Here is a 22,288-nt window from a genome sequence, read left to right on the forward strand (position 1 = left end):
TCCTGCACAGAACAATCGCAGCAGGCTGACAGAGCCGGCTGCGGGCACGCGTGAAATCAGCGCGGCGGCGGGCCGAGTTTGAGCGACAGATCGACCGCCTGCACGTGCTTGGTGAGCCCGCCGATGGAGATGCAATCCACGCCATCGGCTGCAATGGCGGCAATGCCGGCCAGATCCACGCTGCCGGAGACTTCCAGCGGAATGCGTCGTTCGCGCGGCAGGGCGGCAACGATGCGCACCGCGTCGCGACGCATCACCGGGTCGAAATCGTCGATCAGGATGCGCGTGCAACCGACCTGCAAGGCCTCGTGCAGCTGCTCCAGCGTTTCCACCTCCACCACCAGCGGCAACTGCGGTTGCTGCGCACGTGCGGCATGCACGGCGGCGCTCAGCGAGCCGGCGGCGCGAATATGGTTTTCCTTGAGCATCACCGTGTCGAACAGGCCGATGCGGTGGTTGTCGCCACCGCCGCAGCGCACCGCGTATTTCTGCGCGACGCGCAGGCCCGGCAGCGTCTTGCGCGTGTCCAGGATGCGCGTGCCGGTGCCGGCCACGGCGGCCACGTATGCAGCGGTGGCGGTCGCGGTGGCCGACAGCGTCTGCATGAAATTGAGCGAGGTGCGCTCGGCGCTGACCAGGCTGCGGCTGCGTCCATGCAGCAGCGCCAGCACCGTGCCGGCGGCGACGTGCTGGCCTTCGTGCACCTGCCAGTCGATCCGCACCTGCGGATCGAGCGCGCGGTGCGTGGCGTCGAACCACGGCCGCCCGGCGATCACGGCGTCCTGCTTGCACAGCAGGTATGCGCTGTCTGGCTGATCGGGCAACAGCGCCGCGGTCACATCGCCGCTGCCGATGTCCTCGGCCAGCGCGCGCGCCACATCGGCCTCCACCAGCGCGGCCGGTGGCGCCTCCGGCACGGTGGTGCGAACGGAAGGATTCACTTTTCGGGGAAGTCGGCGATCTGTGCAGTGCCGATGGCTTCTTCGGCCAGCAGCACCGGAATGCCGTCGTCGACGCGGAAGATCTGCTTGCGGTCGCGCGTGATCAGCGCCTCGCGCAGTGGCTGTGTCTGCGCGGTGCCGTCGGCACGCTGCAGGGTTCCGCCGGCGATGGCGGTGTTGAGTGCCTCCAGGCCCTTGCCGTCGAGCAGCGAGAGCGGCTGGCGGGTGTCGGGCGAGCACAGCAGGTCGAGCAGTTTGCGATCCATCGAAGTCTTGTCTTGCGTGGAAGATGGCTAGAATACGTCTTTACCGCAGGGCAGGGCCATGACCTCCAACCACTCCGCGCCGCTGGTCGGCATCGTGATGGGTTCCCGTTCCGATTGGGAAACCATGCAACACGCAGCTCAGAAGCTCGATGCGCTGGGCGTGCCTTACGAAGTCAAGGTGGTCTCGGCGCACCGCACACCGGACGTGTTGTTCAGCTATGCCGAGCAGGCTGGCGCACGCGGTCTGCGCGCGATCATTGCCGGTGCCGGCGGTGCGGCGCATCTGCCGGGCATGCTGGCGGCCAAGACGGCGGTGCCGGTGCTCGGTGTGCCGGTACAGTCCAAGGCGCTCAACGGCATGGATTCGTTGCTGTCGATCGTGCAGATGCCGGCCGGGATTCCGGTGGCGACGTTTGCAATCGGCAATGCCGGCGCGGCCAATGCGGCCTTGTTCGCCGCTGCGATGCTGGCGCCGGAGCAGGCGCAGATCGGTCAGGCACTGGCGCAGTTCCGCGCCAGGCAGACCGACGATGTCATGGCCAGCGACGACCCGCGCCAATGACCACGGTCGGCATTCTGGGTGGCGGCCAGTTGGCCCGCATGCTGGTGTTGGCCGGCGCGCCGCTGGGCTTGCGGTTTGCGGTGTTCGACCCGGCCACCGATGCCTGCGCAGGGCAGGTGGCGCCGCTGCAGGCAGGCGCCTTCGACGACACCGCCGCGCTTGCCGCATTCGCCGCGCACGTGGATGTGATCACCTTCGATTTCGAAAACGTGCCGGCCGCCGGCGCGCAGCAGTTGGCTGCGCAGGTGCCGGTGTTTCCCAGCGCTGCCGCGTTGGCGGTGGCGCAGGACCGGCTCAGCGAAAAAACCCTGTTCCGCGAGCTCGGCATTCCGGTGCCCGAGTTCGCCGCCATCGACGACCGTGCAGGGCTCGACGCTGCATTGGCCCGTGTCGGCACGCCGTGCGTGCTCAAGACACGTCGCTTCGGCTACGACGGCAAGGGCCAGTTCCGCATCAAGACGCTGGCCGATGCCGATGCCGCGTGGGACGCGCTCGGCGCGCAGGCGGCGAAGGTCGGGCTGATCGTGGAGGCCTTCGTGCCGTTCGAGCGCGAGGTCAGCGTGGTGGCAGTGCGTGGGCGTGATGGCGAATTCCGCGCCTGGCCGCTGACCGAGAACTGGCATGTGGACGGCGTGCTCTCGGCCAGTCTTGCGCCGGCGCGTGTGGATGCCGGCTTGCAGGCTGCGGCAGAGACGCATGCGCGTGCGGTCGCCGAGCGGCTGGACTACGTCGGCGTGTTCGCGCTGGAACTGTTCGTACGCGATGGCCAGTTGCTCGCCAACGAGATGGCGCCGCGCGTGCACAACTCCGGGCATTGGACCATCGAGGGTGCCGAGACCTCACAGTTCGAAAATCATGTGCGCGCCGTGCTCGGTCTGCCGCTCGGCAGCACCGCGATGCGCGGGCATGCCTGCATGCTCAACTGGCTGGGCGCGATGCCGGACGCGACTGCATTTTTGGCGGTGCCCGGTGGGCATTGGCACGACTACGGCAAGCAATCGCGCGAGGGCCGCAAGGTCGGCCATGCCACACTGCGCGCCGAGACGCCGCAGCTGCTTGCTCAGGCCCTGAGCGACGCAGGCGCCGCGCTGCAGCGTGATGCGCAGGTGGAACCGGTGCTCGCGCGTTTGAGCGAAGGGTGATTCGCAGAGCCATCGGTGGCACTGCTGGCCTCGCCGATGCGCAGGTCCGTGGCGAAGATGCACGCAGTGCGCGATGCCGCCGGACGCTGTTGCAACAGGTCACCTGATCGTTGACCTGTTGCAACGGCGCAAGCGGCTAACCCAACCGGCTGGCCACGAACTCCCAGTTGATCAGCTTCCAGAACGCGTCCAGGTACTGCGCGCGGTCCTGCCGGTAATCCAGGTAATAGGCGTGCTCCCAGAGGTCGCAGGTGAGCAGCGGGGTGTCCGGCCCGGTGAGCGGCGTGGACGCATTCGGCGTGGCGACGATCGCCAGTGCGCCATCCGGGCGCTGCACCAGCCACACCCAGCCCGAGCCGAAGCTGCCCAGGGCGACGCGGTTGAATTCCTGCTTGAAATGCACGAAGTCGCCGAACGATTTGGCGATGCGGTCGGCCAGCCGGCCCAGCGGCTCACCGCCGCCGCGCGGGCGCAGGCACTGCCAATAGAAATTGTGGTTCCACACCTGCGCAGCCAGATGGAATAGCGTGCCCTGCGCCTGCGCGATGATGTCTTCCAGCGTCAGCTCGGCGAACTCGCTGCCTTCGATGCGCGCATTGAGCCGATCGACCTCGCTGCGGTGACAGACGCCGTGGTGCGCCTCCAATGTGGCGGCAGACAGATGCGGCTCCAGGGCGACGCGGGAGTAGGGCAGTGCAAGGTGTTCGATCGGCATGATGGCAAGGGCAGCGAAGGGAGTGCGGCGACAGGTCGCGCTGAAGGCTTACAATGCGCGCCTTTGCGGAAGTCTATCCGACCCGGCGGTCGGGCCTGCCGCTCCCAGTCAGGAGAGTCCAATGCCGGTGATGGAACGGATCCAGGCCGAAGTCGAACAACACCCGATCGTGCTGTTCATGAAAGGCACCCCGCAATTTCCGATGTGCGGTTTTTCCAGCCGCGCCGTGCAGGCCCTGGTGGCTGCCGGCGCCGATCAGTTGCGCACGGTCAATGTGCTGGAAGAGCCCGAAGTGCGCGCCAATCTGCCGCGCTATTCCAACTGGCCGACCTTCCCGCAGCTGTTCATCCACGGCGAGCTGATCGGCGGTTGCGACATCACGCTGGAACTGTTCGAAGCCGGCGAGCTCAAGCGCATCGTCAGCGAGGCCTACCAGCCGTGAGTCTGGCGCAGGCCCGGCCCGACGCGGCGGCACTTGCCGGCCGCGTGGTGCTGATCACCGGTGCAGCCGGCGGGCTGGGGAGCGCGGCGGCGCAGGCGTGCGCATCCGCCGGTGCGACCGTGGTGTTGCTCGGCCGCAAGCTGCGCCCGCTGGAGCGCCTCTACGACGCGGTCGCCACGCGGGGTCCGGAGCCGTTGCTGTATCCGCTGGATCTGGCCGGCGCCACGCCGGACGACTACGCCACGCTCGCGCAGCGGCTGCAGTCCGAGCTCGGTGGCCTGCACGGCCTGCTGCACTGCGCCGCCGATTTCGCCGGCTTGACCCCGGCCGAACTCGCGGCGCCTGCCGACTTCGCACGCAACCTCCATATCAACCTCACCGCGCGCGCCTGGTTGACCCAGGCCTGCCTGCCGCTGTTGCGGCAGCAAGGCGATGCGGCGGTGGTCTTCGTCGTCGATGACCCGGCACGTGTTGGCCAGGCGTACTGGGGTGCCTATGGCGCTGCCCAGCATGCACAGCGTGGCCTGCTCGCCAGCCTGCATCACGAAACCGTCGCCGGCCCGGTCCGCATCAGCGGATTGCAGCCCGGCCCGATGCGCACCGCCTTGCGCGCGCGCGCCTTCACCCATCAGGAAGACAGCGAAGCGCTGGACCCCACGCGCTATGCCGCCGCCTGCGTTACCTTGTTGTCAACGGCCGGTGGCGCGCACCGCGGCGCGATCTGGAGTCCTTCCGCATGACCATTCTGTCGGCGGCACTGCTGCTGTTTCTGATCCTCGACCCGCTGGGCAACATTCCGGTGTTTCTCAGTGTGCTCAAGCCGCTGCCGCCCAAGCGCCAGCGCTTCGTGCTCGCGCGCGAGTTGCTGATCGCCCTGTTCGTGCTGATGGCGTTCCTGTGGGGCGGCAAGTACGCGCTGGAGCTGATGCATCTGCGCCAGGAATCGGTGGCGATCGCCGGCGGCATCGTGCTGTTCCTGATCGGCATCCGCATGATCTTCCCGCGCCCGGAAGGCCTGATGGGCGAGATCCCCGACGGCGAGCCCTTCATCGTGCCGCTGGCGATCCCGCTGGTGGCCGGCCCGTCCGGCATGGCCGCAGTGATGCTGATGGGCAGCAATGAGCCCACCCGGTTATGGGATTGGAGCCTGGCGCTGATGATCGCCTGGATCGGTGCTTCCACCATCCTGGCCTCGGCCCCGCTGTTGTACAAACTGCTCGGTCATCGCGCACTGACCGCGATCGAGCGCCTGATGGGGATGTTGCTGGTGGCCATTTCGGTGCAGATGTTTCTGGACGGCCTTGGCACTTATTTCAAGCTGCCGGTGTCGATCTGAGTCGAGTTGGCGATGGGCGGGCAGGGTGCGTGGCATGGGGACGGCTTGTTGGATGCCTGGCGGGCTTTGAAGCCGCGTCGCCGACCCGTGGCATGAGCGGCTGGCGGTGTCTGGCGACCACAGCGCGGGATGGCTGCCGATAGCCAGCGCTGCGTTTTCAGGCCAAACGTTGCCGGTTTGCGACAGGCCAGCTCGATAGCGCGACGCCAGTCGCAAATGCCGCGCGACTTTGCGCAAGCTGGCGTTTAGGCCTTCACATGCGAAGTTCGTGTTGCACCGCGCGAACTTTGTCACGCCGCCGTCACAATCAGGCCTTAGCGTGTTAATCTGTTGTTAACCGTTGCGGCAGCAACCAGCCGCGCGGCAAGGGACCCCAGATCATCGGCAGCCCACCCCCGGGAACGGTTGGGCTGACTGCGCCTTTTTGTCACTGCCCAACCTGTATCGAGGCTACCGAAATGACCCACCCCCGCTGTCTCCGCATGTCCAAGCTGACGCTTGGCCTTGTTGCCGCACTCGCCGCCGCCCCCGTGTTCGCCCAGAGCACCTCTGCCGGCGTCGCTGGCCTGGTGACCAGCAGCGCCGGTCAACCGGTGCCGAATGCCGAAGTGACGATCACCCACGTCGAATCGGGCACGGTCAGCCGCGCCACCACCGATGCCAGCGGACGCTACAACGCGCGCGGCCTGCGTGTGGGTGGGCCGTACACGATCACCATTACCGCTTCCGGTGCGGGCAACACCACGCGTGAAGGCGTGTACTTGAACCTGGATAAGGTCAATCAGGTTGATGCAGCCCTGGGCGGCGATCTGGCCACGCTCGGTACCGTGCAGGCGATCGCAGGCAACTACGGCTCAGCGATCTTTAGCGCCAACAAGATGGGCACCGGCACCAACGTGACCCGCGAAGAAATCGAGTCGCTGCCGTCGATCAACCGCAACCTGCAGGACTACGTGCGTCTGGATCCGCGCGTCGCGCAGACCGACAAGGCGCGCAACGAAATCTCCATCGCCGGCCAGAACCCGCGCTACAACGCGATTCGCGTCGACGGCATCAGCACCAACGATGCTTTCGGACTGGAATCCAACAGCCTGCCGACTCCGCGCCAGCCGTTCTCGATGGACGTCATCGACGAAATCTCGGTGGACGTGGCCAATTACGATGTGGCCATCACCGGTGGCACCGGCGGCGTCATTAATGCCGTGACCAAGTCTGGTACCAACGAATTTCACGGTTCAGTTTATGGAACCTATCGTGAGAACGACTGGTCCGGAAAAAACCAAAACGGTATCCGCCCGCAGCTGTTCGACAATGAAGCCACTTATGGCCTGACCCTGGGGGGGCCGGTTGTCAAGGACAAGCTGTTTTTCTTCGCTAACTACGAAAAGTACAAGGGCAAAGGCGTATTCACCGGAGCATCCGGCTACGGTCCGACCGGCTCGGGCGCCAGCAATATCGTTGGCGTGAGCCAGGCACAGGTTGACGAGATCGTCGACATTTCGCGCAATGTCTATGGCTTCGACCCGGGAACACTGGCTCTGCCAGCACTTGATTCTGAGTCGGAAGAGAAGGGCATTAAGATCGACTGGAACATCAGCGACAAGCACCGCGCCTCGTTTCGTTACGGCAAGTCCGAACAGGAGACCGCTAACCTCAATGGCTTCAGCGCTACCGCCTTGTCATTGAACTCGTACCATTACACCCGCAATTTCGAGCTTGAAACCTACACCGCTCAATTGTTCAGTGACTGGACCGAGAAATTCTCTACCGAAGCCAAGGTTTCCTACCGCGATTATTCTGCAGTGCGTGACGCTGCCTCGCAATTGCCGGCTGTCGGTGTCCGGATCGGCAACAACTTCGTCAACTTCGGTACCGAGCAGAGTACACAGGCCAATGCACTGCGTACTGAAACGTGGAATGCGTTCTTTGCTGCCAATCTGTATCTGGATGATCACACCCTGAAGTTTGGTGGCGACTACGAAGACAACGACATCTTCAACCTGTTTGCTCAGCGTGTCTTTGGTTCGTACAACTTCAACTCGATTGCCGACTATCGCAACAATCGTCCGGCTAGCTACCGTTACTCTCAGTCCACCAGCGGAAATATCGACGATATTGCAGCGCAGTGGGGCATGAAGAATGTCGGCCTATTCTTGCAGGACACATGGGCTGTCAACAGCAACCTGACCTTGACCTTCGGTGTCCGTTACGACGAGCCGATGGTGAAGAACAAGCCGCAATATAATGCAGCTGCCTCGACCACGTTTGGTGTGCGTAACGACGAAACCATAGATGGCAACGGGCTGCTGCAGCCGCGCTTTGGGTTCAATTACACCTTCGATGCAGACCGTCCCACGCAGTTGCGTGGCGGTGTTGGCCTGTTCCAAGGCGCAGCGGCGTCGGTATGGCTGTCCAATCCTTACTCGAATACCGGTCTGGCTTACACCGATTACAACTTCTCAAGCGTAAATCTGGTCAATAGCAACGGCATCGCGTTTACGCCGGACATCAACAACCAGCCGCGTGGTAACGGGACGTTGAACGGCGCCACTCAGTCTGTCGACTTCGTTGACAAGGATCTGGGTCAACCTGCTGTGTGGAAGGCGAACTTGGCGTTCGATACCGAGTTGCCTTGGTACGGTGTAGTGGCGTCGGTCGAGGGCGTCGTTACGAAGGTCAAAGAAGCTATTTACTACCAACAGCTGAATCTCAGCCAGACCGGACCGACTGCGGTCGGTCAGGATGGCCGTCAGATCTATTGGAATCAGGCGGGCTTAAATCCCGCCAACTGGAATGTCAACGGAACTCAGCCGACTGGCATTTCGGTCGACCCGCGTGGCAATCGTTATCGCAGCTACAACGATGCGATCATTGCGCGCTCTACCAGCAAGGGTGGCAGCCAGAGCCTGACCGTTGGATTGAATAAGCCGTTCAACGATAGCGATTGGTCCTGGAGCCTGGCTTATACCTTCGCCAATGCCGACGAAGTGAGTGGCCTGACAAGCTCCACCTCCGGTTCGCAGCTGGGCAATACGGCGGTGTTCCAGGCCAACGAAGAGGTCAATGCGACGTCTGCTTATGAGATCCGCAATAGCTTCCTCGGAACGTTGCAGTGGAAGCACAACTTCTTCGGCGACTTTGCCACCAAGGTCGGCCTGATCTACCAGGGCCGTAGTGGCCGTCCCTACAGCTATACCTTTGACAACGATGCAAATGGCGACAGCCGCTTGAACGACCTGCTGTACATCCCCGCAGGTCCGGGTGATGTTCGCTTTGGCTCGGCAGCGGAAGAAGCTGCGTTTTGGAACTTCGTCAACAATGATGAATATTTGTCGTCCCATAAGGGACAGGTTGCGCAGCGCAATGCAGTGCGCAACTCGTGGGTAAACCAGTTCGACCTGCACATCGAGCAGGAGCTGCCTGGCTTCTTGGAAGGCAACAAGGCGCAGATCTGGCTTGACGTGATGAACGTCGGAAACCTGCTCAATAAGAAGTGGGGCCGTGTGGACGAGTACGCGTTCCCGGGTATGCGCGGCGTGGTTGAGTACGGCGGTATCGATGCGGCTACCGGTAAATACGTTTACCGCTTCAATACGCCTGATCCGTCAACCATCTACGACGACAAGGGCATCTCCCGCTGGGCACTGCAGCTGGGCTTCCGCTACCAGTTCTAAAGTTGGCTAGTGGCTCGAAGCTTGCAGAAACGGCCGGGTTCTCCCGGCCGTTTTCTTTTGTGCGGGTGAGTACGCTAAAGTTCTGAGATACGACAGGAGCAAGCTATGGAACTCAGCAGTACGGCAGCACGGGCGCTGCCGGTGGTGGATGCGCGGATCTACCCGCGCGGTGGCCTGGACGTGTTGTCCAAGGCGGAAGTTGCGCGTCTGCGCGATGCCTCCAGCGGTGGCATGCATGAGTTGTTGCGCCGCTGCGCGCTGGCCGTGCTGACCAGCGGCAGCGCGTCGGACGACCCGCGCGCCGCGCGTGACCTATATCCGGATTTCGATATCCAGGTGAATCAGCAGGATCGCGGCATCCGCATCGATCTAAGCAACGCACCGGCGATGGCCTTTGTGGATGGCGAGATCATCCGGGGTGTGGCCGAACTGCTGTTCGCCGTGGTGCGCGACCTGGCCTACATGGCGATCGAGCTGGAAGCCCAGCGCGGGGATCTGGATACCAGCGAAGGCATCACCAACGCGGTGTTCGGGCAGCTGCGCAATGCGCGCATCCTGCAGCCGTCGGACCCGAACCTAGTCGTGTGCTGGGGTGGGCATTCCATCTCGCGCGACGAATACCTCTACACCAAACAGGTGGGCTACGAGCTGGGCCTGCGTGGTCTGGACATCTGCACCGGCTGCGGACCGGGCGCCATGAAGGGCCCGATGAAGGGCGCCACCATCGCGCACGCCAAGCAGCGCAAGCATCACACGCGCTACATCGGTGTGACCGAGCCGGGCATCATCGCCGCCGAGTCGCCGAATCCGATCGTCAACCACCTGGTGATCATGCCGGACATCGAGAAGCGCCTGGAAGCCTTCGTCCGCATCGGCCACGGTATCCTGGTGTTTCCGGGCGGCGTCGGCACGGCAGAGGAAATCCTCTACCTGCTCGGCATCCTGCTGCGCGAAGAGAACGCCGACCTGCCGTTCCCGCTGATCCTGACTGGCCCGACCATTGCCGCGCCGTACTTTGAACAGATCGACCGCTTCATCCGGCTCACCCTGGGCGAAGCTGTCGCTTCCCGCTACGAGATCATCGTTGGCGACCCAGTTGCCGTGGCGCGTCGCATGGCCGAAGGCATCCACGAGGTGCGCGCGCACCGCAAGGAACAGAAGGATTCGTACTACTTCAACTGGTCGGTACACATCCCGCTCGAGTACCAGCAGCCGTTCGAACCCAGCCACGAGGCCATGGCCGCCCTCGACCTGCACCACGGCCGCCCAGCGCCTGCCCTGGCCGCCGACCTGCGGCGTGCCTTCTCCGGCATCGTCGCCGGCAACGTCAAGGAAGACGGCATGCGCCGCATCGAGGAATTCGGCCCCTTCGAAATCCACGGCGACCCGGACATCATGCAGGCCCTGGACGAACTGCTGCGCGGCTTCGTCGAGCAGCGCCGGATGAAGATTTCGGGAGACTACCGGCCTTGTTATCGGGTGGTGACTTGATTTAGCGAGTGGGGATCGCTGTAAGCGGGGCATGAAGGGCAGCCAGGAAATGGCTGCCCTCCTTTGTGGTGTGTAGTTCAATTCTGCTGTCGAGATCGTGCAAGCGGGCGCGGACGGCGGCCAGTCCCACTTGATATCCTGTATGGACTATTTTGCCATCGGGCGGGAGGGGATTGCTGATTTCGATCACAATCGCGTCCGATGTTTGGCGGAGTTCCACAATTATATGAGATGCCTCGGAACGAAGTTCCACGCCATGACGAATTGCATTCTCAACCAAGGGCTGGATGGAGAGAGACGGAACCATGAGATGGGGAATGGCATCGGGAATCTTCCAGACGATGCTCAAACGCTTTCCGAAGCGGAGTTGCTCGATATCTAGATAGTGCTTTGCGATATCGAGCTCCTTGGATAGGGTCACAAGTTCCGGCCCTGTCAGAGTCGCTCGAAACAGTTCTGCCAGATCCATCAGTAAGCGCTCGGCATTGGCAGGATTGAGGCGCACAAGTGCTGTTGCTGTATTGAGCGTGTTGAACAGGAAGTGCGGTTGAATTCTCGCCTTGAGCGCTTCGAGTTCGAATTGTTTCGCGCGAATTGCATACTGTCTGGCGCGCCAATGAGTGTGGAAGGCCCATATTCCCAGCAAGCCAACCGTTAGTGCGATGCCTTCGGTTTGCAACAACAGCTTCAACCATTGGCGTGTGCCCATCGACCATGCATTTCCAACTACGCCCATTGCGATAAACAGCACTAGTGCTGCTGCTAGGAGAAGGAGTGCAAGGGTGACATTGGCGACTGTGATCGGACGGGCACGCTTAAGTCGGCGGCGAAGTAGGTAAAGGCCCGCCAGGGTCAGCAAGGCCGTCCACTGCATTGCAAATGATGTGATTCCAAAACCGATCCAGCCGGTCTGCAGGCCGGGTGCCAGGCTCAAAAGCACGGCGATCGCTTCTGCCACGAGCAAAACGCACGCCAGGGTACGAGAGTCCCACAGGGTTTGCAGGAAGGATTCGCCGATTGCGGTTGTCATTAGGATGCGTACCCCGAAAAACTGCTGTACATCATGCCCTTGTCGCGATCTGATAGGTGGGGCGCCTTTCGTGCGCCCGCAGAGCCCGTTCGTCGCCCACCTTTCGCAGCCGGGTGAATGCTTGGGTATTGTACGCTCATGTATCTGGTTGCCTGGGGAGGCTGCCCTATGTCCTATATCCGGCGCCTGGCACCCCGGGCACAGCAAGGTTTTTCGCTGATTGAAATGATGGTGACGGTCATCGTCTTGGCAATCGTCATGGCCATCGCTTTCCCAAGTTTCACAGCGCTCATCAATAGTAATCGGCTGTCGGCTGCGGCAAACGAGTTATCGGCATCGCTCCAGCTCGCCCGTTCTGAAGCGGTGCGCAGCAACGCCAGTGTGACCTTGTGTAGATCCAATGACGGCGCAACATGCGCCAATGGCGGCACCTGGGCGCGCTGGATCGTATTGCGTGGTGCCGAAGTCCTGCGTGTGAGTGAAGTCAGGTCGCAGCTACAGGTAAGCGTAAGCCCGGCGATTTCTTCCTCCAGCGCGCGGATTGTTTTCCGACCCGATGGACTCGCGCGTGATTCCACTGGTGCGAGGTTGTTGGCAGGAGCCGTGTCAATCTGCATGACGACTACCCAGCCGCCGGAAAATCAACGCATCGTGGCAATTGCGGGAGGGAGTCGGGTAGCAATCACCCGCGGAACTGACCCGCAGTGTCAGGCGCCGTCCGATGCACCAGCCTTGATCTGAGGAAAAGACAGATGAGAACGTCAGCGGCAGGCAGTCGTCGAAGTCAGGTCGGTGTCAGCCTGATCGAGGTTTTAATTTCCGTTGTGATCCTGGGCATCGGCATGCTGGGCATTGCTGCAATGCAGGCACGTGCGCTACAGAACAACAGCAGTTCCCTTGAGCGTAGCCAGATGGTGGTTCAGTCGTATGCGATTCTGGACGCGATGCGAGCCAATCTGACTGCGGCGCGTGCGGGGGCCTACAACGCTGCGATGACATGTAACGTTCCCGCCGGTGGCAACCTTGCGGCCAATGATCGACGGGATTGGATCACTGCCCTGAAGTCCAGTATGGGATCGACCGCTTGTGGTTCCATCCAGTGCGAGGCAAATGGCGTGCGTTGCACTGTCTCAGTGCGCTGGGACGACAGTCGTGCGACTGCGATGGGTTCCAGCGATAATTCAGCGCAGCGCGAATTCAGCGTGGTCACCCGGTTATGAGCACGATATTTCCTCCGCGCAAGTCGGTGTTTGGTTTCACACTGATTGAACTATTGATTTCACTGGTGCTGGGATTGCTGGTGACACTGGGTGCGATCGGTCTGTTCCTGACCAGCCGTCGAACTGCGGCTGCTACCGATAGCCTAAGTCGTGTCCAGGAGAACGCGCGTGTTGCTTTCGAGTTGATGGCGCGGGATATCAGAGAAGCTGGCGGAAATCCGTGCAACAGCAGCAACAACATGGCGATGGTGAACGTGCTAAGCGCTCCGGCAACGCGCTGGTGGACCAACTGGAATGTCGGTACTGCGAATGGAACTCTGCAAGGCTATGACGGGTCAACGGCGATTCCGGGGATCGGTTTTGGCACAACAACCGCCGGTCAACGGATTGCTGGCACAGACGCGTTGTCGCTGCTGTCGTCCGGGGATGCAACAGCGGTAGTGACGGCGCATGCTCCGGCTGCTGCGACGTTTACCGTCAACACTGCATCACACGGCTTGATACCCGGCGACTTGTTGATGGTATGTGGCCCCAATGCCGAAACGGGCGGTGTGATGCGCTTGGGAGCCATCTTTCAGATGACAGGTGCGGCAGGTACTGTTTCCATTGCACATGGCACGGGTGGTTCGCCTGGAAATGCAACCAATCGCCTGGGATTGGGCGGCTCTCTGTTCACCTTCGGTCCCAATGCCACGATTACCCGTCTGAATGCGTCAGCTTGGTATATCGGCACCAACGGGCGTACTAGGGGGCTTTATCAATCCACCCTGATCAATACCGGAGGGGTTGCCAGTGTTCAAGCGCAAGAGGTTGCAGAAGGGGTGCAAAACATGGCATTGACTTATTTGGTTGACGGAACCACAAGTTATGGCAATGCAGCGAGTGTTGCCGGTCGTTGGAGCCAGGTGACTGCAATCAGGATCACCTTGACGTTGGCGGGAACTGATCGTGACGGCGTGGACAATGCGGCGTTAGCACGCACTGTGAGTCAGGTCATCGCTCTTCGGAATAGAGCCCCATGAGCGGATCTTGGTCAGTCTCCTATCCATTGCGTCAGCAAGGCGTTTCGCTGGTTGTGGTGCTCATCCTGCTGCTCATCATGACGTTGCTCGGACTGGCTGTCTTGCGAAGCACGGTTCTCGAAGAGCGCATGAGTGCGAATCTGGTGGATCGCAATCTCAGTTTTCAGGCAGCTGAAGCGGCCTTGCGTGAAGGCGAAGCACTTGCCGCCAGTCGCACTAACGCTGAGCACGCTGCGATCGCGGCGGCTGCAGCGGGGGGCGCCTGCGTCAATGGCATCTGCCCTAGGCCGGATGCGACAGCAGTGGAGCGCTGGAAAAACGCGAGCTTCGGCGGTTGGCGTGCAGCAACTACTAGTGTCGGCGCGATCGCCTCGGCTCCGCAGTTCTTTATCGAATACATGGGTACGTCGGAGACGTGGCTGGAATGTAATCTCGACCCTCGCTATACAGGCAGCGATATTTGCTTACGCCCGGTGTATCGCGTGACGGCGCGAAGTGAGGCGGCAGGCCGTGCCAGCGTTATTGTCCAATCCAATTTCATTGTTCCGTAGGGGAACGTCGCCATGACTCCTTCCAGTCCATCTTCGCATCGGCTGTCCCGTACAGCAGGGCAGGTGCGTTGCGCTTTCATGGCGCTGGCCGCAACTTTGCTCGCCGCCCCAGTTGCCGCTGTTAACTTGCCCGTAGAGCCCTTGCAGTCCAGCGGAAGAGTGCCTCCCAATATCCTATTCATCCTGGATGATTCGGGTTCGATGAGCTACTCATATATGCCGGATGATGTGCCTCCGCTAGACATTGTAAATCCGGATGATGCAAATGATTTTGCAAATTTGAAGGCGTACACCCGGAACAGTATTTATTACAATCCTTCAGTCTCTTATTTTCCGTGGACAAATCCGGATGGGACTTTGATGGTTGGTGGTACGAATTATAACTCGGTTTATGGTAATGCTTCCTTCCTCACCAATCCGATAAATCTGTCTAGTAGCACCCAGACGTTCTACGTTCCAAAAAGCGATCTCACAACGGAAGCTCAGCTGTCAAATGGTCTGAATTACTGGCGTTATCAAATTCACCGAGATGGTGTGGTGATCCGTAGTGAATTGATGAATAATACGAACGGTCGCGAAGGGCTCTCCGGGCGTGGTTGCAGCTCAAGCAGGGATGGGCGGCAGTGGAAGAATTGTCAGAATATTACTCCTACTGGCCGCACTGATGCAGCCGAGCGGCTTAACTTTGCGACTTGGTACTCCTACCATAGAACCCGAATGAAGGTTGCTAAGGCCAGTGCGGGTCAGGCTTTCAGTGAGCTGAATACTTCTGTACGGGTGGGGTTTCGTACCATTTGGCGGCGTGAAAAAAATGGTAATCCTATTACACATGCAAACCCAATACCGGTCTCGCGAAATGAGGGGTTGTTTGACAATCCTAATGGGTTAACTGGTGCAAACAACAATAGAGCGCTCTGGTACGACCGACTCTATGGTGCGGAGGGCTCGGATGCCACTCCTCTCCATAGCGCTTTAACCGATGCAGGTCAGTATTTCAGTAGCGCCTCATCTTCCGGCCCTTATGGACCTCAGGTTGGCGATGCGCAGTTTGCATGTCGGCAGAATTTTACGATTCTCACCACGGATGGATATTGGAACGGAAAGGCAAATTATACCGACGTTGCTAATGAGCAAGACAATGTTTCCGGGCAGGTGATTCCTAACCCCAGAGGCGACTCGTACAGATACGAGCCTGTAAATCCATATCGTGGGACCGCCTCCGACACGCTTGCAGATGTAGCGATGCGTTATTGGAAAAATGATCTGCGAGGAGATCTCGATAACGTCGTTCCTACGTCATCTAAGGATCCCGCGTTTTGGCAGCACATGGCGACTTATTCCATCTCTATTGGTGCTGCTGGAACGCTTAATCCTGCTACGGATCTTCCTAGGTTGACCAGCGGGGCAATCAATTGGCCCACTCCCGCCAGTAATCGTATACAAAATGTAGACGATTTGTGGCATGCCTCGATCAATGGCAGGGGTGATTTTATTGTTGCAAGCGATCCGGATGAATTCACCAAAGGGTTGAAATCGGCTCTTGCCTCAATTATTGAACGAGCGGGCGCTTTCTCTAATTTGACAGCAAATTCCACGCGGTTAGAGACATCTACGTTATCGTTTCAGGCAAGTTTTATTTCCGGCTTGTGGTCCGGTCAGTTGCGCGCCTTTCCGGTGACTGTCAGTGGAACGTCGGCTACGGCGACGTGGAATGCATCGGCTGGTATTCCAACATCTGGACGCAAGATTTTCACTTTCAACGGATCAACAGGTGCTGCCTTTCCAACTGCTGCCCAATTGGTGCCTTTGGCACGTAGTGCTGAGCCGGCAGTAAGCGGCGCGAGTAATGCTGCCTACATTGCAGGTGCTCGAGATCAGGAGCTTGCGAATGGGGGAGAGCTGCGTAATCGCACAACGGTGCTGGGTGATATTGTCGGCTCTTCGCCTGTCTACGATGCTCAAACAAATACCGTCTATGTGGGGGCCAACGACGGCATGCTGCATGCTTTTGACGCGGGTGACGGTACCGAGGAGTTTGCTTACGTTCCCGCAGCACTTGATTTTTCCGATCTGAGTACGCTGAGTCAGCCTGATTATGAGCATCGCTATTTCGTAGATGGCCCGGTTATTTTGTCGCGCCGCGATCAGACCCCCGATACGAGCATTCTTGTGGGTACGCTTGGGCGCGGGGGTAAAGGGCTGTACTCGCTCGATGTCACCAATCCCTCAACCTTCGCCGCCGCCCGTGTTAAGTGGGAGCGGACTGAGACACCGCTTAATAACATGGGGTTGATTCTTGGTCAGCCAATTATTGCTAAGCTCAATAATGGCGACATGGGACTGATCGTTCCGAATGGTGTTAACAGCACCAATAATCGCGCAGCCTTGCTGATCTATCGACTCAGTGATGGCACTCTCTTGGCCGAGATGGACACAGGGGTAGGCTCGGCCGCTGCTCCCAATGGGATGTCGGCTCCCACGATCCGGGACGTGGACGGGAATGGCACAGCCGACTTCGTTTACGCCGGCGACATGCTAGGGAATATGTGGAAGTTTGACATCAGTTCGGCAGCCCGCTCGGCATGGAGTAACGCCAGCAGCCGGGTCAGGATGTTCACTGCCACCAATCCGGCCGGCCAAGCTCAACCAATCACCTCGTCACCGGTGGTTGCCCGTGATCCGGCGACGTTCCAATTGTGGGTCTTCTTCGGTACTGGTCGATTTATGGAAACCGGCGATGTAGTGGATCGAAGTGTTCAGACTTTCTATGGATTAAAAGACGCGACTGCTGCGGTCGCAAAAAGTGCGTTGCAACAGCGCACGATCGCCGCAGTTGCGACAGATGAAGATACGGGACGTACCGTACGTGCCTTTGAAGTGCCCTCCGTTCTCCCCTCGGGGCGTAGCGGCTGGTACATCGATTTAGTTAGTCCGCCAACACCTCCCGGCACACCGGTTGGCGAACGTGTCGTCAGCGACCCTCAGGTGGTCAATGATGTATTGAACTTTTCAAGCATCATTCCCAGTAGCGATCCGTGTCTGCCAGGAGGCACCGGCTTTCAGAACGCGTTGAACGCTTTCACCGGAGCGAGCTTATCCGAGTCGTTCTTCGACCTAAATGGTAACGGTTCATTCGCAGACGAGACGGTGTCGGTAGGCGGTAGCACGGGGTCGCCAGGAACACCGGCGGCAACTGGATCTGTTGGGCTTGGAGGAATGGGCACGACAGGCAATATCCTGACTGGCGGTGGCGGTGGCGGTGGCGGTCCGGGACTTATCTGTACGAACCTTTCCAATGCAACCGTGGAGTGTCAGCGTATCCGTGAGGCGCGCCGGACTTCTCGTGTCTCTTGGCGCGAACTGTTGAAGGAGATGTGAGCATGAAAGCCGTTGGCAAAAAGCATGCTGCTGCGGGCTTTACACTGATCGAGCTGATGATCGTGGTTGCTGTGATTGCGGTCCTGGCAGGCATTGCGATGTATAACTACCAAGCGGCGGTAGTGCGCGCGAAGCGTTCAGCTGCAACGAGCTGCCTGCAGAGTGGTGCGCAGTACATGGAGCGTTACTACACGACGTATATGTCCTACAACAACACCAGTGCCCCACCAGCACTTCCTCAGTGCGATTCCGGTGTTGCCACTAGCTATACGTTAGCGCTTGCACCTTCAGCAGATGGAAGGACCTACACGATCACAGCAACGCCGATCAACCAACAAGCTAGAGCAGATACGAAATGCGCCACTCTGTCGATTCTGCAATCAGGTGAGCGCCGGGAGAGTGGTACGGCAACGTCTGTCAGCGATTGTTGGTGATTTTTTACGCATCTTCGTCGCATCATCAATGCCGGGCGTGAAGGGTGCGTAATCACTGAGCTGGCCTGTCTTTCGGCTGACCGAGCCGCTTGTGGATCAAACAGCAGGCGGTGCATTACTGCACCGCCTGCTGTTGTCATTTTCAGAGTGTGCCTTCGCAGACAGCAGCCTTTGGTTCTGAGCGTGAGTTGCGTTGCTGCGCAGTTGCGTCTGGTAGAACGTTTGGATGCAGCTCAGAAACAAAAAAACCCACGCCGTAGCGTGGGTTTTTAATTTGGCGCCCGAAGTTGGACTCGAACCAACGACCCCCTGATTAACAGTCAAGTGCTCTAACCGGCTGAGCTATTCGGGCGGGGAGGCAAATTATAGGGATGGCCGGCCGGCTGTGCAAGCCCCCAGTTACGTCCGCGCGTCAGGTTCTCATGAGGGGCATGGTTGTGGCTGCGGCCGTACAGAGCGGGTCCGCCCGGCAATGCTGACGATTACTTGGGCCTCAAGGCTCCCACCCTGGCAGATGTGGAAGGTCACATTGCTCCCTAGGGTGGTTCCCAATGAGCCGTACCGCACCTGCGTGCGGCCCGTGGTGGTAAGGATGCTGAGCTTTGAGCTGTGCGTCGGTTTTGCCGACGCGATGATGTCGCTGGCATCGTCCGGCCTGCGATTGCCGTCGGGATCCGCGTATATAAGCCAACCGCTGGTCCAGTCATGGCCAGTCATGCATTCGCTTAACGAGTTCCTCGGACATATCGCAACGGCACTTCCCCGCGCAATGGACGTTGACCTTGCTAAGGTCAGGTGTGCGACGAGTTCGAGCACGGTGGCAGTGACTTGGTGTGACCGGTGGAGTCTGCTGAGGGATGGCAGCGCGATCGAGACGGCGATTGCAAGGACCGCTACTGCAATCATTGCTTCCATCAGGTTGAATCCTGCCTGGCGTCGGATCTTATCCATCGTGGAGCCCTCCGCTGAGGAGCTCAAGCTTCGGGAATGAGCCTTGGCCTGACGATCAGGTCAAGGCTGAAATTAGAGTAGGGAAACAACAAACATGGCCATCATCTGCCGTCGGTATACTTAGCGGTCGATTGAGGGTGCCGCTTCATGACCGACCGTTTCCAGCTCGTATCCCCGTACTCCCCAGCCGGCGATCAGCCTGCTGCCATCGAGAAGCTGGTGGCCAGCTTCGAGGCCGGTCTGGCCAAGCAGACCTTGCTGGGCGTGACCGGCTCCGGCAAGACCTACACCATTGCCAACGTGATCCAGCAGGTGCAGAAGCCGACCCTGGTGATGGCGCCGAACAAGACGCTGGCGGCGCAGCTGTACGGTGAGTTCAAGTCGTTCTTTCCGCACAACGCGGTTGAGTACTTCGTCAGCTACTACGACTACTACCAGCCCGAGGCCTACGTGCCCTCGTCGGACACCTTCATCGAGAAGGACAGTTCGATCAACGAGCACATCGAGCAGATGCGTCTGTCGGCGACCAAGACCCTGCTATCGCGTCGTGATTCGCTGGTGGTGGCCACAGTGTCGGCGATCTACGGCCTGGGCGCGCCGGAAGACTATCTGTCGCTGCGCTTGATCCTGTCGGTGGGCGAGCACATCGATCAACGTCAGTTGATCCGCCATCTCACCGATCTGCAGTACACCCGCAACGAATTCGAGCTGACCCGCGGCGCGTTCCGCGTGCGCGGCGAAGTGCTGGACGTGTTCCCGGCCGAATCCGACACCGAGGCGTTGCGGATCGAGTTGTTCGATGGCGACATCGAGCGGCTGACGCTGTTCGATCCGTTGACCGGTGAAACGCTGCGCAAGCTGCAGCGCTACACCGTGTACCCCAAGACGCATTACGCGACCACGCGCGAGCGCACGTTGAGCGCGGTGGACACGATCAAGGACGAATTGAAGGAAAGGTTGGAGCAACTGTATTCGCAGAATAAGCTGGTCGAAGCGCAGCGCCTGGCGCAACGCACCCAGTTCGATCTGGAAATGATGGCCGAGGTCGGCTTCTGCAACGGCATCGAAAACTACTCGCGGCATCTCACCGGCAAGGCGCCCGGCGAGCCGCCGCCGACGCTGTTCGACTACTTGCCACCGGACGCGCTGCTGGTCATCGACGAGTCGCATGTGACCATTCCGCAGATCGGCGCGATGTACAAGGGCGACCGCTCGCGTAAGGAAACGCTGGTGGAGTTCGGTTTTCGGCTGCCATCGGCACTGGACAACCGGCCATTGCGTTTCGAGGAATGGGAGGCACGTTCGCCGCGTAGCATCTACGTGTCGGCCACACCGGGTCCCTACGAGTTGCGCGAGTCTGCGGGCGAAATCACTGAGTTGGTGGTGCGGCCAACTGGCCTGATCGATCCGGTGGTCGAGATTCGTCCTGTCGGAACGCAGGTGGACGACCTGATGTCCGAAATCCAGGAGCGCATCAAGCTTGGCGACCGCGTGTTGGTGACGACGCTGACCAAGCGCATGTCCGAGAACCTCACCGAGTACCTCGGCGAGCACGGTATCCGGGTGCGCTATCTGCATTCGGATATCGACACGGTGGAGCGCGTGGAGATCATCCGCGACCTGCGCCTGGGCAAGTTCGACGTGCTGGTCGGCATCAACCTGCTCCGTGAAGGCCTGGACATGCCGGAAGTGTCGCTGGTGGCGATCCTAGATGCGGACAAGGAGGGCTTCCTGCGTTCGACCGGCTCGCTGATTCAGACCATCGGCCGCGCGGCGCGCAACCTGCGCGGCAAGGCCATTCTGTACGCCGACAAGATCACGCGTTCGATGCAGGCAGCGATCGACGAGACCGACCGTCGCCGCGAGAAGCAGGTCGAGTACAACCTGGAGCATGGCATCACGCCCAAGTCGGTGGCGCGTCCGATCTCCGACATCATGGAAGGTGCGCGCGAGGATGCCGCCGAGAAGAAGGCCGGCAAGGGGCGCTCGAAGTCGCGCCAGGTGGCGGAGGAAATGCCCGATTACCGCGCGATGGGGCCTGCCCAGATCGCCGGCAAGCTCAAGAGCCTGGAGCAGCAGATGTACCAGCACGCCAAGGACCTGGAGTTCGAGGCGGCCGCGCAGATTCGCGACCAGATCCAGAAACTCAAAGCTGCCAGCCTGGCGTAGGGCAGGGCGACAGCACGAAAGTTAGAGCGCAGGGAGGGCTTGTGGTGATCCAAACCCTGCGCTAGAATGCGCGCCCTGCACAGCGCAATGCTGACGCAGGAAACGGGCGGTTAGCTCAGCGGTAGAGCACTACCTTGACATGGTAGGGGTCACAGGTTCGAACCCTGTACCGCCCACCACTCCAAGTCCGGACGGCACGGCGACTTGAGTGGCTTCAACATCGGCAGCGACTGCTGCCGCGGATCCGAAAGTGACTTACGCAGCAGCTCTTGCAGCTTCCGCGTCTCCTGTATTTGGTCTTCGACAATCGCTTTCACTTCCTTCTGTGCATTGACCAGGCGTGTTGGACGAATTTCGTGCACCAGTCGGGCATTGCTGGCGGCGGAGCGGTTGGCTAGCAAGCTGGGCACTCTTTCGCCCCTGCGGACGAGGCCCTGGTGTCAGGCCAAGCTTCCGCTCAGCGTGCCATTTCGTCGCAGCGCTGGTCACCCCTTTCCCGAAGCGGCGAGCAGGTTTTTTAGTGCCAGGCGCGTGTGTGGCTAAGAAAGCACATCAAGTGCTGACGGAATTCCGCCGGCGCTGACCCATTCCGATCCGCGCCTGGCGTCGAATGCGCGCGCGGTTGTGTCGGCTTCACCGAAACCGCTTTCTCCATCACACGTCTTGCTTTAGCATCGCCTCCGCGCTGACGAAAAGGAAGACTGGCGATGGACGAGTATCAGCACACCGTGCTGACCAGGGGCGGGTACCGTGTCGTGGCAATCACCCGGGAAGACACCTATGCGCCCGACGCTGTGGTGGCCTATGCCGTGGTGACGGATGCCGGAACCCGGATCACGCCGGATCTTTCCCTGGATCAAGCCAGAGTCTGGATTGACTCGCTCGTCGAGAGCGAGAGTGGTGGACGCAAGTCGGATCTGGTCGATCACAGACCCGTTGTCCGTCGCTGATTGCCGTTGAGAAG

At 60.3% G+C, this 22,288-nt stretch carries 21 protein-coding genes and 2 tRNA genes; 16 read left to right on the forward strand and 7 right to left on the reverse strand.

The window, feature by feature from the left end; translation table 11 throughout:
- Positions 1 to 56 precede the first annotated feature (56 nt).
- Together nadC and AC1KVE_RS02900 are read right to left on the reverse strand one after the other, a co-directional pair.
- Positions 57 to 941, reverse strand: coding sequence for a carboxylating nicotinate-nucleotide diphosphorylase (gene nadC, locus AC1KVE_RS02895; protein ID WP_184456295.1), 885 nt, complete (start codon positions 939 to 941; stop codon positions 57 to 59).
- Positions 938 to 1,207, reverse strand: a complete 270-nt coding sequence (locus AC1KVE_RS02900) for a Trm112 family protein (RefSeq protein WP_024937963.1) — start codon at positions 1,205 to 1,207, stop codon at positions 938 to 940. Before AC1KVE_RS02900 ends, nadC begins: the two co-directional genes overlap by 4 nt.
- 58 nt (positions 1,208 to 1,265) lie before the next feature.
- Here AC1KVE_RS02900 and purE point away from each other — a divergent pair, with 58 nt between their 5' ends.
- A complete protein-coding gene (purE, locus tag AC1KVE_RS02905) occupies positions 1,266 to 1,769 on the forward strand; it encodes a 5-(carboxyamino)imidazole ribonucleotide mutase (RefSeq protein WP_039510673.1) in 504 nt (167 codons plus the stop codon).
- Entirely contained in the window at positions 1,766 to 2,911 is a 1,146-nt protein-coding gene (locus AC1KVE_RS02910) for a 5-(carboxyamino)imidazole ribonucleotide synthase (protein ID WP_102256526.1), read from the forward strand. Before purE ends, AC1KVE_RS02910 begins: the two co-directional genes overlap by 4 nt.
- Before the next feature lie 136 nt (positions 2,912 to 3,047).
- Here AC1KVE_RS02910 and AC1KVE_RS02915 read toward each other — a convergent pair whose 3' ends face one another.
- Positions 3,048 to 3,626, reverse strand: coding sequence for a superoxide dismutase (locus AC1KVE_RS02915; RefSeq protein WP_126965975.1), 579 nt, complete (start codon positions 3,624 to 3,626; stop codon positions 3,048 to 3,050).
- Between the two features lie 121 nt (positions 3,627 to 3,747).
- Here AC1KVE_RS02915 and grxD point away from each other — a divergent pair, with 121 nt between their 5' ends.
- The 5 genes from grxD (at position 3,748) to ppnN (ending at position 10,569) form a co-directional block, all read left to right on the forward strand.
- Positions 3,748 to 4,068, forward strand: a complete 321-nt coding sequence (gene grxD / locus AC1KVE_RS02920) for a Grx4 family monothiol glutaredoxin (protein ID WP_006450539.1) — start codon at positions 3,748 to 3,750, stop codon at positions 4,066 to 4,068.
- Positions 4,065 to 4,808 (forward strand): SDR family NAD(P)-dependent oxidoreductase, encoded by a 744-nt coding sequence (locus AC1KVE_RS02925; RefSeq protein ID WP_167764024.1) that lies wholly within the window; start codon positions 4,065 to 4,067, stop codon positions 4,806 to 4,808. The genes grxD and AC1KVE_RS02925 overlap by 4 nt, the downstream gene beginning before the upstream one ends.
- Complete coding sequence (locus AC1KVE_RS02930) at positions 4,805 to 5,404, forward strand: YhgN family NAAT transporter (protein WP_006450537.1); 600 nt, start codon at positions 4,805 to 4,807, stop codon at positions 5,402 to 5,404. The genes AC1KVE_RS02925 and AC1KVE_RS02930 overlap by 4 nt, the downstream gene beginning before the upstream one ends.
- Positions 5,405 to 5,862: 458 nt before the next feature.
- Positions 5,863 to 9,078 carry a TonB-dependent receptor gene (locus AC1KVE_RS02935; RefSeq protein WP_024937958.1) on the forward strand — a complete coding sequence of 1,072 codons (3,216 nt, stop codon included), beginning with the start codon at positions 5,863 to 5,865 and terminating at the stop codon, positions 9,076 to 9,078.
- 105 nt (positions 9,079 to 9,183) lie between these two features.
- On the forward strand, positions 9,184 to 10,569 hold the full coding sequence (gene ppnN, locus AC1KVE_RS02940) for a nucleotide 5'-monophosphate nucleosidase PpnN (RefSeq protein WP_024937957.1): 1,386 nt from the start codon (positions 9,184 to 9,186) through the stop codon (positions 10,567 to 10,569).
- 1 nt (position 10,570) lies between these two features.
- On the opposite strand, the gene AC1KVE_RS02945 is transcribed toward ppnN, so the two are convergent.
- A complete protein-coding gene (locus AC1KVE_RS02945) occupies positions 10,571 to 11,599 on the reverse strand; it encodes a sensor histidine kinase (RefSeq protein WP_184456293.1) in 1,029 nt (342 codons plus the stop codon).
- 168 nt (positions 11,600 to 11,767) lie between these two features.
- Here AC1KVE_RS02945 and AC1KVE_RS02950 point away from each other — a divergent pair, with 168 nt between their 5' ends.
- From AC1KVE_RS02950 to AC1KVE_RS02975, 6 genes are read left to right on the forward strand one after another with little or no spacing between them, the layout of a single operon-like run.
- Positions 11,768 to 12,340 (forward strand): GspH/FimT family pseudopilin, encoded by a 573-nt coding sequence (locus AC1KVE_RS02950; RefSeq protein ID WP_102581433.1) that lies wholly within the window; start codon positions 11,768 to 11,770, stop codon positions 12,338 to 12,340.
- An 11-nt stretch (positions 12,341 to 12,351) separates the two neighbouring features.
- Complete coding sequence (gene pilV / locus AC1KVE_RS02955; RefSeq protein ID WP_102581434.1) at positions 12,352 to 12,819, forward strand: type IV pilus modification protein PilV; 468 nt, start codon at positions 12,352 to 12,354, stop codon at positions 12,817 to 12,819.
- The gene (locus tag AC1KVE_RS02960; RefSeq protein ID WP_184456291.1) at positions 12,816 to 13,841 is read left to right on the forward strand and encodes a PilW family protein; all 1,026 of its coding nucleotides are present in this window, start codon (positions 12,816 to 12,818) and stop codon (positions 13,839 to 13,841) included. The genes pilV and AC1KVE_RS02960 overlap by 4 nt, the downstream gene beginning before the upstream one ends.
- Positions 13,838 to 14,392, forward strand: a complete 555-nt coding sequence (locus AC1KVE_RS02965; protein ID WP_166770829.1) for a pilus assembly PilX family protein — start codon at positions 13,838 to 13,840, stop codon at positions 14,390 to 14,392. The genes AC1KVE_RS02960 and AC1KVE_RS02965 overlap by 4 nt, the downstream gene beginning before the upstream one ends.
- Before the next feature lie 12 nt (positions 14,393 to 14,404).
- Positions 14,405 to 17,770 (forward strand): pilus assembly protein, encoded by a 3,366-nt coding sequence (locus AC1KVE_RS02970; RefSeq protein ID WP_481091932.1) that lies wholly within the window; start codon positions 14,405 to 14,407, stop codon positions 17,768 to 17,770.
- Positions 17,771 to 17,772: 2 nt separating this feature from the next.
- Positions 17,773 to 18,204: a type IV pilin protein gene (locus AC1KVE_RS02975; protein WP_104589994.1), complete on the forward strand. Its 432-nt coding sequence runs from the start codon at positions 17,773 to 17,775 to the stop codon at positions 18,202 to 18,204.
- 275 nt (positions 18,205 to 18,479) lie between these two features.
- Here AC1KVE_RS02975 and AC1KVE_RS02980 read toward each other — a convergent pair.
- Together AC1KVE_RS02980 and AC1KVE_RS02985 are read right to left on the reverse strand one after the other, a co-directional pair.
- Positions 18,480 to 18,556: transfer RNA gene (locus AC1KVE_RS02980), tRNA-Asn, on the reverse strand.
- Between the two features lie 68 nt (positions 18,557 to 18,624).
- Complete coding sequence (locus tag AC1KVE_RS02985) at positions 18,625 to 19,155, reverse strand: GspH/FimT family pseudopilin (RefSeq protein WP_184456287.1); 531 nt, start codon at positions 19,153 to 19,155, stop codon at positions 18,625 to 18,627.
- 147 nt (positions 19,156 to 19,302) lie between these two features.
- Here AC1KVE_RS02985 and uvrB point away from each other — a divergent pair, with 147 nt between their 5' ends.
- Entirely contained in the window at positions 19,303 to 21,324 is a 2,022-nt protein-coding gene (gene uvrB, locus AC1KVE_RS02990; RefSeq protein ID WP_065031749.1) for an excinuclease ABC subunit UvrB, read from the forward strand.
- 104 nt (positions 21,325 to 21,428) lie between these two features.
- Positions 21,429 to 21,503: transfer RNA gene (locus AC1KVE_RS02995), tRNA-Val, on the forward strand.
- Here AC1KVE_RS02995 and AC1KVE_RS03000 read toward each other — a convergent pair.
- The gene (locus tag AC1KVE_RS03000) at positions 21,474 to 21,725 is read right to left on the reverse strand and encodes a hypothetical protein (protein WP_184456285.1); all 252 of its coding nucleotides are present in this window, start codon (positions 21,723 to 21,725) and stop codon (positions 21,474 to 21,476) included. The genes AC1KVE_RS02995 and AC1KVE_RS03000 overlap by 30 nt on opposite strands.
- 306 nt (positions 21,726 to 22,031) lie before the next feature.
- Between AC1KVE_RS03000 and AC1KVE_RS03005 the strand changes: the two genes are divergently transcribed.
- Positions 22,032 to 22,274, forward strand: a complete 243-nt coding sequence (locus AC1KVE_RS03005; protein ID WP_047130696.1) for a hypothetical protein — start codon at positions 22,032 to 22,034, stop codon at positions 22,272 to 22,274.
- Positions 22,275 to 22,288: the final 14 nt, after the last annotated feature.

Source organism: Xanthomonas sp. NCPPB 2864, from assembly GCF_056675615.1.